Origin of the sequence: Bradyrhizobium sp. USDA 326, assembly GCF_049739485.1 — a bacterium.
Classification (GTDB): domain Bacteria; phylum Pseudomonadota; class Alphaproteobacteria; order Rhizobiales; family Xanthobacteraceae; genus Bradyrhizobium.
This window is the reverse complement of record NZ_JBMGQA010000001.1, coordinates 5,243,907-5,258,399: the sequence shown is the minus strand read 5'-3', so window position 1 is coordinate 5,258,399 and position 14,493 is coordinate 5,243,907. Positions and strand designations below refer to the sequence as shown.

15 protein-coding genes are annotated in these 14,493 nt (G+C 65.7%); 3 read left to right on the top strand and 12 right to left on the bottom strand.

Annotated features, from left to right (window positions below):
* Positions 1 to 753: 753 nt before the first annotated feature.
* The 6 genes from ABIG06_RS24710 to ABIG06_RS24685 form a co-directional block, all read right to left on the bottom strand.
* Positions 754 to 1,521, bottom strand: a complete 768-nt coding sequence (locus ABIG06_RS24710; RefSeq protein ID WP_370138929.1) for a hypothetical protein — start codon at positions 1,519 to 1,521, stop codon at positions 754 to 756.
* Positions 1,522 to 1,523: 2 nt separating this feature from the next.
* Positions 1,524 to 1,679: a hypothetical protein gene (locus tag ABIG06_RS24705; protein WP_370138928.1), complete on the bottom strand. Its 156-nt coding sequence runs from the start codon at positions 1,677 to 1,679 to the stop codon at positions 1,524 to 1,526.
* 38 nt (positions 1,680 to 1,717) lie between these two features.
* On the bottom strand, positions 1,718 to 2,161 hold the full coding sequence (locus ABIG06_RS24700) for a hypothetical protein (RefSeq protein ID WP_124161550.1): 444 nt from the start codon (positions 2,159 to 2,161) through the stop codon (positions 1,718 to 1,720).
* Between the two features lie 25 nt (positions 2,162 to 2,186).
* Complete coding sequence (locus tag ABIG06_RS24695; RefSeq protein ID WP_424578398.1) at positions 2,187 to 5,603, bottom strand: CHAT domain-containing protein; 3,417 nt, start codon at positions 5,601 to 5,603, stop codon at positions 2,187 to 2,189.
* Between the two features lie 223 nt (positions 5,604 to 5,826).
* The gene (locus tag ABIG06_RS24690) at positions 5,827 to 6,588 is read right to left on the bottom strand and encodes a hypothetical protein (protein ID WP_370138926.1); all 762 of its coding nucleotides are present in this window, start codon (positions 6,586 to 6,588) and stop codon (positions 5,827 to 5,829) included.
* A gap of 16 nt (positions 6,589 to 6,604) precedes the next feature.
* The gene (locus ABIG06_RS24685) at positions 6,605 to 6,793 is read right to left on the bottom strand and encodes a hypothetical protein (RefSeq protein ID WP_035699736.1); all 189 of its coding nucleotides are present in this window, start codon (positions 6,791 to 6,793) and stop codon (positions 6,605 to 6,607) included.
* Between the two features lie 254 nt (positions 6,794 to 7,047).
* On the opposite strand from ABIG06_RS24685, the gene ABIG06_RS24680 reads away from it, so the two are divergent.
* Positions 7,048 to 8,025 (top strand): DUF2336 domain-containing protein, encoded by a 978-nt coding sequence (locus ABIG06_RS24680; protein ID WP_370138925.1) that lies wholly within the window; start codon positions 7,048 to 7,050, stop codon positions 8,023 to 8,025.
* 183 nt (positions 8,026 to 8,208) lie between these two features.
* Here ABIG06_RS24680 and ABIG06_RS24675 read toward each other — a convergent pair whose 3' ends face one another.
* The 4 genes from ABIG06_RS24675 to ABIG06_RS24660 form a co-directional block, all read right to left on the bottom strand.
* The gene (locus ABIG06_RS24675) at positions 8,209 to 8,553 is read right to left on the bottom strand and encodes a DUF1491 family protein (protein ID WP_124161554.1); all 345 of its coding nucleotides are present in this window, start codon (positions 8,551 to 8,553) and stop codon (positions 8,209 to 8,211) included.
* A 53-nt stretch (positions 8,554 to 8,606) separates the two neighbouring features.
* Positions 8,607 to 8,819 (bottom strand): hypothetical protein, encoded by a 213-nt coding sequence (locus ABIG06_RS24670; protein ID WP_370138924.1) that lies wholly within the window; start codon positions 8,817 to 8,819, stop codon positions 8,607 to 8,609.
* A gap of 155 nt (positions 8,820 to 8,974) precedes the next feature.
* On the bottom strand, positions 8,975 to 9,676 hold the full coding sequence (locus tag ABIG06_RS24665; protein WP_370138923.1) for a peptidoglycan-binding domain-containing protein: 702 nt from the start codon (positions 9,674 to 9,676) through the stop codon (positions 8,975 to 8,977).
* Positions 9,669 to 11,537 (bottom strand): PAS domain-containing sensor histidine kinase, encoded by a 1,869-nt coding sequence (locus ABIG06_RS24660; protein WP_370138922.1) that lies wholly within the window; start codon positions 11,535 to 11,537, stop codon positions 9,669 to 9,671. The genes ABIG06_RS24665 and ABIG06_RS24660 overlap by 8 nt, the downstream gene beginning before the upstream one ends.
* A gap of 409 nt (positions 11,538 to 11,946) precedes the next feature.
* On the opposite strand from ABIG06_RS24660, the gene ABIG06_RS24655 reads away from it, so the two are divergent.
* Both ABIG06_RS24655 and ABIG06_RS24650 read left to right on the top strand, forming a co-directional pair.
* Positions 11,947 to 12,390, top strand: a complete 444-nt coding sequence (locus ABIG06_RS24655) for a DUF5330 domain-containing protein (protein WP_370138921.1) — start codon at positions 11,947 to 11,949, stop codon at positions 12,388 to 12,390.
* Between the two features lie 67 nt (positions 12,391 to 12,457).
* Positions 12,458 to 12,886 (top strand): SufE family protein, encoded by a 429-nt coding sequence (locus ABIG06_RS24650; protein ID WP_370138920.1) that lies wholly within the window; start codon positions 12,458 to 12,460, stop codon positions 12,884 to 12,886.
* A gap of 4 nt (positions 12,887 to 12,890) precedes the next feature.
* Here ABIG06_RS24650 and ABIG06_RS24645 read toward each other — a convergent pair whose 3' ends face one another.
* Together ABIG06_RS24645 and ABIG06_RS24640 are read right to left on the bottom strand one after the other, a co-directional pair.
* On the bottom strand, positions 12,891 to 13,307 hold the full coding sequence (locus tag ABIG06_RS24645; protein ID WP_036005917.1) for a MucR family transcriptional regulator: 417 nt from the start codon (positions 13,305 to 13,307) through the stop codon (positions 12,891 to 12,893).
* Between the two features lie 145 nt (positions 13,308 to 13,452).
* Complete coding sequence (locus ABIG06_RS24640) at positions 13,453 to 14,277, bottom strand: DUF308 domain-containing protein (RefSeq protein WP_199751740.1); 825 nt, start codon at positions 14,275 to 14,277, stop codon at positions 13,453 to 13,455.
* Between the last annotated feature and the right edge of the window lie 216 nt (positions 14,278 to 14,493).

Below are 14,493 nucleotides of genomic sequence, written 5' to 3'. Positions count from 1 at the left end.
TCTTCGGCATGTCGCCTCGCGGGGAGATCGCATATCCCCGATGGCTCGAATAAAAACCTGGGAAACCGGGCTGTCAACCGGCGCATGACCGCGGCGCGTCACGAAGAGTTCACAGGCCGAACCGAACCGCAAACCTCCAGGGTGGGCCGACGCGGGGCTCATCGATGCAGGAGGAAGAGCTATAATCTAGAGCTATAATCTAACGAGTCAGTTCCGGGTTCTGTTGCCGCCAGTTGCGACTGTGCTTGCTCGACGGCCGCTTGCAGCTCCACGAGCCAGCAGGCTTGCTTGCCACTGGAGTGCCCGAATGCATCCGGCACTCCCGACGATCCGTATCCACTCGCTAACAAGCGAGGCCAGGCTCGAGCAACTGCTGAAGCGGTCGGTTCGATGCTGTCGCCACGGATGCTGCGAGCCACTGTCCAAGCGGCGAAACAGGCGCAACGACGTCAGGCGTCGCGCCGCCACAACCTGCCCGTCTGCTGCCCTGCCTTGTCGGGCAGCGCACACAGCCTCGTTTGTTCCAATGGCGGAACGGAAGCCCGCAAATACACGCTGCGGACCGGCGCTGGGGATAGCGACCCCCTGATGCATCGGAGCGGATGCGCTGGCTTGGACCCCTCGCGGCCTGGACGTAGGACAGGAACATTTCTGCAATTGCCGAGTTTTCCCGCTGCCCTTCCCCAAGGGCGACCCCGATGGCCCCAGCTCAATGCCCCCCAATACCGCCGCGAGCTGGGGCCTCTTTTTCCGCTATCCGAGCAAGAAGCCCTTCAACCCCGCGTAGATCGAGCCGACGCCGGTCGCAGCGACGCCGGCAAGCGGCCCCGCGGTCTGCATGAGGTCCTGGATCAGGCGGGCGCGGCGGCGCAGCTGCTCCTCGCCGACGTGCTGCCCCAGCAGGCGCGCCACGCGGAAGGCGAACGCATTCGGCTTACCGCCCTGGGTCAGCACACGCGGCAGGATCTGGAAGATCACGACGCTGAGAATGTTTCCGGAGACGAAAGCGAGCAGGATGCTGGCGCCATATTCGAAGACCTCCTGCCACTCGATCCAGACGGTCGGCAGGATCGGGACATCATCGTGCAGGCCGGTGACCGTCAGCATCGCGAGGATGCTGACGCCTGCGACCAGGAACGCCAGCACGAATGCCATCAGGGCGGAGACCCGGTGCAGCGGATAGGCCACGAATCCGAACAGGAGCGGGATGACGATCGATGCAATCCGAAGCGGGATCGGCGACACGTTGAAGGTGATGGTCACGAGCACATGCGCGATCACCAGCAGCAGGGACGGAATCAAGATATAGAGCACCGCATGCGTTCCGTAATAGCGCAGCGGATTGTTGTAGCGTTCGAGGCGGACATTGACGCGATCGAGATCGCGCCTGAGCTTGTCCAACTCGGCGACGATCTCCTCGATCTCGATAAGCGTCGGCCGTACGACGCGCAAGTCTCGCGAACAATGCTTGCACGCGATGGCTTCGTCCTTGATCGTCTCGGCGCAAAACGGACATTCCATCGCTAGCGCGACTTTCTCCGCCTCATGATGGCTTCGACCTCGTCCCTGGCCCGCCGCAGTTCATCGCGCAGCTCCTCGCGCTTGCGCAGGAGATCGTCGCGCTCCGCCAGCAGCGTGGCGGGAACGGCGATGTCGCGCCCGCACGAGGCGCAAACCAACGCTCCCTCTGCACTCTCGGACCGGCAGTAAGGACACGTCACTTGGGTGCGACCTTCAAGGTGAAGACGGTCGTGCCCGGCCGGCCATCGCTGTCCTTGATATCGACGCGCACCGTGTATTCGCCGGGCGGCAGCTCCGCATCCTGCATGTTGATGCCGTCGGCCTGCACGAAGGGCTTGACCCTGGGGGTCAGGTCGACGTTCGGCGTCCGGAGGAAGATCACCTTGACCGACTCCGGGTCGATCTTTGCCCCGCCATAGGATTGAAATTTCAACACCAGCCGGAGAGGTGAGCTTGCCGAGGCGCCCGGCGAGACGAACTCGACCTTGGGACCGCGCAGGATGCCGCGCTGATCGACGGCAACCGCTCCCTTCGGCGGCGGCAATTTCGCTTCCTCCTCCGAGATCAACAGCGTGGCGCGCGACGGTGCCGAGAACGACAAACCTGCAGCCACAAGGCCCAACAAGACTTTCCGCTTCATTTTCCCTGCCCCTCTTCCCTGTTCGTCAACGAAAGCCGCCATCGCCGATGATGGTGTACGGTGCCCAGAACAGCGGATGCGCATAGGCAAACTCGGTCTTGCCTTCGCTGTTGAGATAGCCCGGACCATCGACGAGGGCCATCGCCGCCTGGCGCAGCGCTTCGCTGCGCGACAGCTTGGGATCGTCGGCCTGCCGCTTGAACAGGTCGGTCACCAATTGCCGCGCCGACTGCGAATGGACCGACCAGTTCGTCACCAGCAGCGCGCGCGTTCCGGCGTAGAAAAACGCGCGCCCAAGCCCGGATGCGGCCTCGGCCCCTGCTCCGGCGCCGGCGCCGGTGTTGCAGGCCGAGAGAATGACCCAGTCCGCGTCCAGCTTGAGGCCGAGGATCTCCTCCATGGTCAGGAGGCCGTCGCCGCCCTCCCCGGTCACCGCCGGCGACGACAAAGCGAGTGCCGGCTGCGTCAGCCCGTTCAGCTCGCCCGGGACCAGTCCATGGGTGGCAAAGGCCAGGATCCTGAAGCCGGACAGATTCATGGTCTTCACCGCGCTCTCGGTCGCGCTCTTGCCGAGAAACAGCACCTTGGAGGGATCCGCCTGCAAGGCCAGCGCGATCGATTTCAACTCGTCGGCGGTATCGGGCAGACGGGGCAGGAGGCCGAGCTCGGCGCTGTCGACGCCTTCGAGCCTTGGACTGTTGCGCCGCTTCAGCGGGCCTCCGCGTGTGATATTGCCACCGGCGTCGGCGACCTGAACCTTCTCCCCTTCGCCTTCCGCCTCGGCCTGCTGCTCGCTGTTGAAATAGGGATCGCCAAAGGCCACGAGGTCGCCGCGGCCGGGCCTGCCCGGCGGCAATTGCCGCAGCGTGCGCAACGCCGCCGCCGAAGGCACCGTCGACACGGCATGCGTCCGCGCGAGCCACGGGACCTTGCGATAGCCGATGAACAGCGGGTCCTCGTCGGCGGCAATTTCCGTCGGCGCCGTCGGCAACAAGGACAGCGGCAACAATCCCAGCGCGCCGTTGGTCACCACGATCACGTTCCTCGCCGGCTTCCAGCCGCTCTCGACCGGCTTGAGGAGCAGTTCGTAGAGCTCGTAGCCGAGCTTGAGGTCGAACGGCGGAATGTCAGAGATCATCGCAGCTTGCGGCTCGAGCGCTTCGCGCAGCTTGCGGATCTTCGTCTCGATGTCACCGATCCTGGCCTGGACGGCGGCGAACGCCACCGGCCCCGACTTCGGCACGGCCCAGACGAAACTGCCATTCTGGCCGAAATAGAACGACAGCATGGCCTCATCGTCGGCCAGCGTGGCGCGGATCTCGGCGACGCTCGGCGGCCTGGGCGCGACGAGATCGGCGTAGATCGGGAACTTCTGCTTGATCTCCTGGCGCGCCTTGTCGCGCTGCGCGCGCAAGGCGCTGATCGAAGCCTGGATTTGCGCGACGCCCTTCTCGTCCCGTTCCGCCGCCGGAAGCGCGAGCACGTTGTTGAGCGTGCCGAGTTGGGCGTTGACCTGCTTGGTGAGGTCCTGCTCCTTGCGTACGAGTTCGGCAAGTGCAGGGTCCTTTGCCGCCGCACGCGCGCTCGAAGCCGCCAGCGCCTGCTGCACCGAACGGCCGCGGACAGCATCCGCGAGGCCGAACGTCTCTTCGCCGACCTCCTTGCCGGTTCCGACGGCCCTGGCAAGCAGCAGCAGATAGCTCTCCACGATGGTCTGCAGCCGCTGGCTGCGCGCGGCCACCACCGTCGTGTTCTCGTCGTCGGCGTTTTCTCCGGCGCTCGCCACCATGACCGGGATCGCAGCCTTGAACTCCCGGATGGCTTCAGCATCGCGCCGTGCGCGCATCAGTCCGACCGCCAGCGTGCCGCGCGCCGAGGCGGAGTCGAAATGATTCTCGCCGACCCGAGCGATCTGCTTCTTCACGAGCTGCTCGGCCGCGGCGATGCCTGCGTCCAACTGACCGGAGCCATAAAGCGATAGGATCCGGGACGGATTGAGTTCGAAAACCTGACGGCGCTGCGGATCCCAGCTGGCCACGGCCTTGTCGATCCTCGCAAACATCGCGTTCGCCTCGGCGTTCTGGCGCCGAAGCGTCAGAATGCCGGCGAGCTGCGACAACAATTGCACCGTCGCTTGCGAGTCCTCCGGCACACCCACGCTCTTGTTGATCTCGAGCGCCACACGTCCGAGCTTCTCGGCCTCCTCGTAACGGCCCTGATCGACCAGAATGCCCGCCAGCCCCATCACGAAACGCGGCGTGACGGGATTGTACTTGCCGGTGTCCTTCAGGCGCGACAGCAGCGCGCGGCGCGCGTCCGACTCGGCTTCAGCGAGCCTGCCCTGCTTCGCCTTCATCCGCGCCTGGTTCAACACGGTGCCGTCGATCGCCTGCCGCAGGAGTGTTTCCGCCGGCGCGTTGTCCGACTCCATGATCGCCTTCGTGCTTGCGCGCTTGCGCACCTCCGCATTGCGATAGGCGGTCTCGGCGTCGGCAAACTGTCCGCGCGCCTCGAAAATCAGGGCGCGAGCCAGCTCCAGCTCGCCTTCCCAGCTCTGGCCGAACCTGGAATAAGCCGATCGCCAATTGGGATGGCCGCTGGTCCGGGCCTCCTGGATCGCGGTCTGGCTGCGGCGCAGATAGGCCTCAGCCTGCGCGACGTCGCCCATCTGGATGAGAACGGCGGCGACCGCGCGGTTAGTGTTGAACTGCCATCCCTTGGCGCCCGGCATGCTGGCCGCTTCGCGCAAAAGCCTTTGCATGATCTCGAGCGCGCGCTTCGGGTCCCCCGCAAGAGCGTGCTGCAGGGCCTGAAGCTGAAACATCCGCGCCAGCAAGCTCGGACTGACGGCGCCGCGCCCGACTTCCACGGCCTTGTCGGCGTCGGACATCGCTTCGGCGAGCCGGCCGAGTTGCGCGCGCGCATTGGCGCGATCGAAATAGAGCTGGGCGAGATCGTGACGGGATTCCTTGCCGGTCGGCACGGCTTCGGCGTCCGACTTCAATTCCGCGATCGTCTTCTCGTCGGGCTTGTCGCCGTCGAGGATCGCCGTGATGTCGGCGATGCTGCGCGGCGGCGCAACGAAGTCCTTCGGGAGCACGGTGCCCGCCTCGAGCTTGGGTGCCATTTCCTTGGGAAGCTCGACTGCGACATTGGCACGGCCATTGGCGGCGTTCAGCGCCGCCATCACGCAGGCCCTAACCTGGGGTGAGGCCTTGGCGCGGCAAGCTTCGAGATTGGCACCGCCAGCCGGCCCGCCACCTGCACGCATGCAGGCCTGCACGATCGGCCTGCCGACGGTCATCCGGCAGTTCTCGATCGCCGCCTCCTTGGTCAGCGCGGCTGCGGAGCCGGTCGATCCGAGCAGAAGGGCGAGTGCCAACAATTGGCGTGGGGTAACGTTCAGACGGCTCTTAAACGGACCAATGGCGTCTAAGCTCATCTCGAACAACCTTTGGAAAATGACTTGAATAAACAATAAACGAGATGATCCTATCCGGACCGCACGGAAGGACAAGGGCCATCAAGGCGGTTCCCAGATGCCTCAACGGGGCCAGGCGGCTACGGCCGGCGAGGTCCGGGGATGGGTGGGCGCCTCGGGTCAACTTGCTGATTTTGCCGCGAGGGCGAGATGGCTGCGCTCGGCCGGCGGCGGCGTTGTATGATCAGCCCTTCGAGATGACCGCCCGGCCATAGGGCGGCTGTGCCGCGACCGGCGGATTGGCGGTCTGGGCGGCCAGTTCGCCGATCAGGCGATCGGCGTCGGCGGCCATGCCGTCGGGAGCCTGGATCACCAGGCGCTCCAGCGCCCAGCGGTACGATGAGACGCGCTGCTCCAGGCATTGCTGCACCCACTGCACGATCAGCGAGTTCTCCTGCATGCGCGCGACCGCGTCCTCCCTTTCCCTCGGCGAGAGCGCGGAGACGCGCGCCATGCTGGCATCGCGCTTCCTGTCGAGATCGATGACGCGGATCGCGCTGGCGAAGAACGGCTCGAACCGGGTGATGTCGTTGCGGACGTCCTCGATCAGCTGCGCATAGCGCGAGGAATGCGAGCGGTGCGGCTCGTCGATCAGCGTGCGGCCGTACATGGTGCGGTCGAACACGATCTTCTGCCGCCAGGGCGATGGCAGCGCCTTGTAGTCGCCGAACACGCTCTTCCAGGCCGGCCGCGACAGCGGCGGCTCGATCATGGGATAGGCGAGGTCGCGAAGCTGACGCTCCTCGTCGGTGAGCTGGAACTGCGAGGGCCTCAGGCCGACGCTCGAGGTGACCTCGGCGCCCAGCCAGCGATGCATGTCGTCGCTGCGCATGTCGGCGCGGGTGCGGCCGAAATCGCCGCCGCTGCAGGCGCAGAGCCCCGCGCCTAGCAGGGCGAGCAGGACGGCCGATAGGACAGGCCGGATCTGGCGGATGGATTCCGGCATTGCATGAGGCCGGATGTCAGCGACGGCGACGACGGCGCCCCGGCGCTGCGCCCTGCTCCGGCCCGCGATCGCCGCTGGTTTCGTCCGCCTCACGCTCGATCCGGATCACGGGAAGGATCAGCACCGTTCCCATGTCCGCGCGCGGAGCGACATCCCCCGACGAGCCCACCCGGCGACCGGCCGGAAATTCGATGATGGTCCCCATGTCAGCTCTCTCAATTGCCGCGCGAGCGAACGCGCCCCAGCAATATTCGTTCATTAAGATCAGCTCATGGTTAACGGGGTGTAAACGCGGCCTTCGGACCGTAACCACACGGGTCAGGCGCGGCGTCCCGTTGCGGCACGACAACGCCTCGAATTCCACGGTCGGCTTCACGCCTCGTTTTCCTTAACGAGGCTTTAAAAGAACCTGCGCTAGACTCGCTGGCGAGTATCTTTTTCCGAGTTGCGTACGCCTCCATGAGCAAGTCGCTGTTTCCCGGATTCGACGGGCTGATGACCCTGTCCCGTCGCGAAGGTGTCGATGTCCGTCCGACGCTGCTGCGCGTGCTGACCGACCTGTATGTCCAGACCGGCACCCACAGCGACGATGAGCAGCGGCAGTTCGTCGAGCTCGCCACGCGGCTGATCGACCAGGTCGACGATGCGACGCGCGCCGCCGTGAAGGCGCGGCTCGCGGTCTATCCGCAGACGCCCGTCCCGGTCCTGCAGAAGCTCGGGCTGGTCGCGACACAGGAAGGGCGCAGGGTTCCACTGGCCCGGGGGCTCCCCGCCCCGCCGTCCGGCCCCTCTCCGGCGCACGCGCCGACCGAGGCCGAGCAGCGCATGGCCGCAGACATGGCGATGCAGCCGAAGGAGGCGGCCGAGATCCACGACATGTTCTTCCGCGCCGGCCCCTCCCAGCGCGCGCTGATCCTGCACAATCTGGCGCAGACCCCGCTGAAGGCCGCCCCTCACATCCCGACCGTGCGCGCCAAGCGCGCGATCCAGATCCTGGAGATGGCGGCGATCGCGGGCGACGTCGAGAACTTCACCTTCGAGCTCGGCGACAGCCTGATCCTGCCCTCGCGCGTCGCAGCCCAGATCGTCGACGATGCCGGCGGCGAGGCGCTCGCGGTCGCCGCGCGCGCTCTCGATATGCCGAGCCCGGTCTTCCAGCGCATCCTGCTGTTCTTCAAGCCGGAGATCGGCACCTCCGTGAACGCCGTGTACCGGCTGTCGCGGCTTTACGACCGTCTCGCCGAGCGCTCGGCGCTGGTGATGCTGGCGGCCTGGCGCGGCTCGACGCTCGCTGTCACGCGCGCAAAGTACCAGGCAGCGCTGCATGACGGCGAACGCCAGCGCGCACGTAGCGGCGCGAGCCAGACGCGGCCTGGCGCGCAGCCGGGCTCCGCGCCGGGGGTGCGGAAGGGCACCGGCGGGTCGTCGGACCGCTAAAGCCGGCCATGAGGCAGCGACACTGGATGTGGGGTGCGCAACGCTTCCACAAGCTCGTCATTGCGAACGCAGCGAAGCAATCCAGAGTCCCTCCGCGGAAAGATTCTGGATTGCCTCGCGGAGCCTGTCATCGGGCCGCGCTTCGCGCGGACCCGTTGGCTCGCAAGGACGCTGGGGCAGCGGCTACGTCTTCGCCAATTCCAGAAAATGCCGGCCCGCGCGATCCTCGGTCTCGACGATCCACGCGTCGGGATCGAAGCGGATTTCCTTGATCAGCCGCTCCTCGATCGTGTGCTCCGGCAGAGGCTGCGGCGACACGGGCACGAAGAAGCGATCGATGGGCCGGCCGTCGTCATAGACGGTCTGCGGCGCCGGCGCATACAGCATCGCATTGCCGTCGAGCAGCGACACCTTGACGAACACCGCGCCCGCCTCCTCGGCGCCGCGGCGGCGCACGGCGCCGAACACGCCCTCGGTCTGGCAGCGGCGCAAGTAAGCCGCCACCCAAATGTTGGATTTCAAACGCATGAATTCGACGATAGGCCAGCACGAGGTCTCACGCCAGCCTCACGTCGTGACACTCACGCCTTGCGCGCGCCGCCCTGGCCGCCGCGAATCTGGGTCGCGACGAAATATGACAGCGGCATCGCGAGCGCAAATCCCACGGCCACGGCATAGGGGATGTTCCTGATCGCGTCGGCGGCGAAGCTCGGCACCATCAGCACCACGATCAGGCTGATGCCCGCCAGCGTCGTGCCGAGCATGATCCAGACGAGAATCGAAACCTTGAACATGACGACCTCTCTACCTTGATGAGGATGAGTGATCATGTTCCCCGAAGCCGCCCGCCGTCATTGATCCCACGCAAATCGCGCTCTTGCGGATCTGGCCTGTTGTGCGGGCGTCGGACGTCGGAATTTATTTACGTCAATGCCGGTTCGACGTGCGGCTATTCAACGGGATGTCCGATCGCAGCAGCGAGTTCGCGCAGCAGCCGATCGGACACCTGGCCGGTGACGGGCATCTTGTGCTCGCGCTCGAACTTCTGGATCGCGGACTGGGTCTCGCCGCCCATCGTGCCGGTGATCTTCAGATTGCCGTAGCCATATTCGGACAGCGCGCGCTGCACGCCGGCGATACGCCGCGCGGCCGGGCTTTGCGCCGGAATCGGCGCCGGCGGACGCAGGGCCGCGGGCGGCGTCGAGGTCGTCGCCTTGACCAGGCTGGTCATGGGATCGTTCGAGCGCGCCGAGGCGGTCGCCTCGACGGGCTTTTCGGGCGCCTTTTCGACGGCACGCTCGGCAGGTTTGGGCTCGACGCGAAACTCCGTCGCTCGCGGCTCGAGCGGCGATGTATCGGCGCCGACGGGGCGCGGACGCGGCATCGGGTTCGACAGCGGCACGGACGACGGCGCGGGAAGATTGATCACCGTGCCGAACATCGGCGCGGGGTGCCGGCCGGTCTGCAGGAACAGCGCATTGGCAACGATCGCACTGATCGCTGCGGCGGCGACGAGGCCGGCCAGCGTATCCTTGGGGCTGTGCAGCAGCACGCGCATCACGAGGTTGCGCTCGGTCTCGACATCGACGACCGCGACCTTCGCGCCACGGCGGCGCGGAGCGGCTTCATCCTTGGCAGACTTCCTAGGCACTTTTCTTCACCAGAGCGGGTTGGTCCTGAGACTGGTCGTGAGTTTGGTCTTGAAGGTCCTGGCGCAGCACCGGCGTCAGCGTCGCGATCTTGCTCTCGGCCGGCCTGACCTGGGGCGGCGTGTAGAGGAGCGGCAGCTTGACGGTGACGGCGGTGCCCTCTCCTAACCTGCTTTGTACCGTCAATTCGCCGAGATGCAACGCCACGAGACTCTTCACGATCGAAAGTCCGAGACCGGTGCCTTCGTGACGGCGCTGATAGGTCCTGCCGGCCTGGAAGAACGGCGCGCCGATGCGCTTGAGGTCGTCGGCTGCGATGCCGACGCCGGTGTCGCTGATGCGCAGCGTCAACTGCGAACCCGACACCGCGGCTGATACGGAGACCTGGCCGCCGCGCTCGGTGAACTTGATGGCATTGGCGACGAGGTTGAGCACGATCTGCTTGAACGCCCTGGGATCGCCGGTCATGACGGGCAGGTCCTGCGGCGCGTCGGTGATCAGGTCGATGCCGTTCTCCCGCGCCTTCAGCGCCAGCAGATTGCAGCAATGCAGCAGCGATGCGCGCGGCGCGAACGGCTCGGACGCAATCTCGAAATTGCCCGACTCCATCTTCGACATGTCCAGGATGCCGTTGACGACCGACAGCAGATGCTGGCCGGAATCGTTGATGAGCTGGGCGTATTCCTTGCGTTGGGCGGCCCCCAGCATCAGGCTCTGCTCCTGCGCGATCATCTCGGAGAAGCCGATGATGGCGTTGAGCGGCGTGCGCAGTTCGTGGCTCATGGTGGCGAGAAAGCCGGTCTTGGCGGCATCGGCCGCCTCGGCGGCGCTGCGCGCCTGATCCAGCGCCTGCTCGAAAAGCTTGCGGTCGGTGACGTCGCGCATGACCGCGACGACTTCGACCTCACGGGCGGAATCACGATCCGTATGCCGGCGGCCGAGATCCGGGTCGAGCGGGCGGCAGCGCATCTCGACCCAGATGAAATCGACCTCACCGCGCTCGGAACCAACGGGCTCCCGCCGCAGCCGGAACTCGACGCTTGCGACGTCACCGCGCGCCGCATCCGACAGAGCGGTGAGATAGGCCGGCCGGTCGGCGACATGGACGCGGTCGAACAGGCCGTGGCCGAGCAGTTGCTCCACTTGCACGCCGAGCATGGCCTCCACCGCCGGCGAGATGAACTGCACGGCACCGTTGGGCTGATGTCGCGAAATGACGTCGCTCATGTTGCGCGCGAGCAGGCGGTAACGCTCCTCCTCGCGCGACAGGAGCGCGACGCTGGTGCGCGCGAGCGATTCCGCACCGAAGGCGAGGCCTGCGGCATAGAGAGTCGCAGACGCAACGCCGAGGGCCATCAGCACGCCGCGCTCGGCCGCGCTCGGCTCCTCCAGCGGCAGCCAGCCGAGCTGGCCGATCAGGATCAGCATCCCGGCACAGGACAGCGCGAGCAGCGAAGCGAAAGCCGCGACGCGGCGCGAGGCCGACAGCGCGGCTTCGAGGGGAACCACGACCAGCCAGACCGCGGCGAATGACTGGATGCCGCCCGTCGTGACCGCGACCGCCATGATCAGGCCGACGAGCGCCAGCGACGACAGCACGTGCGCGCCTTCGTAGCGTCCGGTGCGCGAAAGGAACCAGGACAGCATGATGGGCGCGATCAGCCAGGCAAAGGCCGCGACCTCGACTGCGCTCGGGGCGCCACGCATGGCGAGATAAACCGGGAATGCGGCAAAGGCGGCCAGGCTGCCGAGCAGGCGCGGCGCCATGAAGGCACGATGGCGCGTCCGCATCAGCGCATCGTAGCGCGCGGAGGGATGCAGCAGCGCATCGAGACAATCGCGGATGATACTCAAAACTGTCACGGGTCTCGCGCTTCGGCTCAATCGTCTCTTGGAAGACGCGCCGGAACGCCTCCTTGTCGTTGAGCCACCGTGTCAGAGCGACCTTAAACGAGTGCTAAGGCGACGCCGTGTGCGGCCCGACACCGCGCGATCGCGAAGCTTTTTAGACGATTTGGCGACGTCTTCGATCGGGATGGTGAACACAGGGTTTCACCTTCCGCCGCATGGTTTCGAATTGGTGGATGCGGGCGGACAGCAGAACCGCGGCGCGGGCGTCAATCGAAAATTTACGACACCGTAGCCTTCGAAGAATCTTGCGTAAATTTTCCGCGAATTAAGCTCAAGGCAATCACTTGCGATTTATCGAGAGTTGCTAGGTCCGACTTCCGCGGAGATCGCCGCGGGCGGAATCTAACGGACAGGTCGCAAGATGCGCTTTCTGCTTCGCATCACATTCTGGCTCGGGCTGGTACTGGTGCTCCTGCCGCGGGACAAGACGCCCGAATCGGAGAAGCTGCCGCAGATCGGCGCCGCCGACGCGGTGCAGGCTGCGACCGCGGCTGTCTCCGACATGACCCATTTCTGCAAGCGCCAGCCGGCCGCCTGCGAGGTCGGCGGACAGGCCGCGACCATCATCGGCCAGCGGGCCCAGGACGGCGCGAAGAAGCTCTACCAGATCATCAACGACAAGAAAGAGCAGATCACCAACGAGAAGAACGACGGCAACAAGACCGACAACAAGAAGGCGCCCGACCATACCGGCTCGATCGCCATGGCCGGCGAAGGCGACATTGCCACGAGCGAGGCGCCGCGCGACACCCTGACCCAGGACGACCTCGCGCTGGAATGGCGCGGCCCTGAGGTCTCGAATTAGCCCCCAAGCCCTATCGATTTCACGGCTTCGCGACCCTATATTGGCCTGAACGCGAACATGGGCCAGCATGACGACGATCGACGAAATCAGGGACAATTTCGAGCTTCTGGACGAGTGGGACGACCGCTACCGGTATGTCATCGAGCTCGGCCGTACCCTGGAACCGATGCCGGAGGCGGAACACTCCCCCGCCAACAAGGTGCAGGGCTGCGTGAGCCAGGTCTGGCTCCAGAAGCTGGTCGACCGCGGCAATGGCGAGCCGATCCTGAGATATCGCGGCGACAGCGACGCGCATATCGTACGCGGGCTGGTCGCAATCGTGCTTGCGCTCTATTCGGGCCGCACGCCGCGGGAGATCCTCGATACCGACGCGATCGCCGTGTTCAACGAGTTCGGCTTTCGCGATCATCTGACGCCACAGCGCTCCAATGGCCTGCGCTCGATGGTCGAGCGCATCAAGACCGACGCAAAGGAGGCGCTCGCGGAGGCGTCGTAGGAAATTACTTTCGCTTCCGCTGTTGCTGTCCGAGGCCCATCTGCTTGGCCAGCTGCGAGCGTGCCACCGCATAGTTCGGGGCGACCATGGGATAGTCGGCCGGCAAGCCCCACTTCTCGCGGTATTGCTCCGGCGTCATGTTGTACTGCGTGCGCAGATGGCGCTTCAGCGATTTGAAACGCTTGCCGTCTTCCAGACAGACCAGATAATCGGGCGCGATCGACTTCTTCAGCGACACGGCCGGCTTTGCGGGCTCGAGCGGCGCCGTCTCGGTGCGGCCCGACGACACCCGCACCAGGGCGCCATGCACTTGGCTGATCAGGTTCGGAATCTCCGCTGCCGGCGTCGGATTGTTGCTGAGATAGGCCGACACGATGCTCGCCGTCAGCTCGATGAAATTCTTGGCCCCCGCGTCCGACATCGGCCGCCCTCCCTCGCCTTGCGTCTCACGGGATTGACGACGCCAGAGTATTCCATGTCAACAACACGTTCGGCTGAAACAGGACAACTGACGACGAGGCGCTGATGACTGGTGGACAGCGCCGCTTGGCTTATGCGCAGCGGCCTCAAGCGCGCTGGTCAAGATGGGCGCGGAGCTCGTCGATCGAGCCAAAGCGCATCATGCCTTCCGGCATCTGCGCCTCGATCGAGCCGTCGGAATAGAGCGAATAGGCCATGCCGTCGACGACGCCGGATTTGAGCACGGTCACGGGTGCCGGCTCGACAGCTGGCGGCGGTTCGGGTGCAGGCGGCGGGGCGGCCTCCGCAAAGGTCGACGGGGAGCGCGGCGGCGGACGGCGCGGGGCCGCCGGCGGCTCCTGCGGCCGCATACGGTCCGGCTTCGGCCAGGCAACGTCAAAGCTCGCAGGCGGATGGTCAGGGGCCTCACTGGGCTCCGCAGGCGGCTGCGGCGCACCTTCAGTGGCCTTCGCCTCCGCGCGCTCGCGTTCCTTGCGCGAGATCGAGGTGAACAGCAGGTTGCGCCGGCGCGGCGCTTCCGGGGCAGGAGGCGGCGCAGGGGCTTCGGCCTCCTGCGCGCCCTCGACGCGCGGACGCTCGCGCGCGGCAGCTTCGCTCTGCCACGGCGGCGGACCAGCGGACGGTGGCGCGGGCTCGGGCGCGGTGGTGCCTGATACGGCGAGGCCCGGCAGCACGGGCCTGACCCGAACCTCGGACGGCGCGATCGCAGCGGCCAGCCGGCGAGCGATGCCCTTGAGCTCGAGCACCACGAGATGCAGGCCGACCAGTAACATTCCGGAGCAGACGCCAATGGCGCCGGAGATTATGAGAGTTCCTCCGAGGCTGAATTCCCTGATCGTCAGGCCGAAAATGATCGCAAGGAGACCCGCCAGGAAGGCGCAAATCCCCACGATCAACAATGCCAAGTTCATCGAACTCACCCCCGGCCGCGCATCCACACGCGACAACCGCTATGCCACGATACCGTCATACGATGTTCCACGCCAACCACCAATTGTAGGCGGTGTTCCTAAAGGGAAGGAAATCAGGGACTTATTCACATTCCCTTCAGCTCCCGCTCGGTACAGCATAAGGCTGCTCTCAATAAACGGAATTGCTGCGTCGCATCAGGAATTTAGCCATAATGC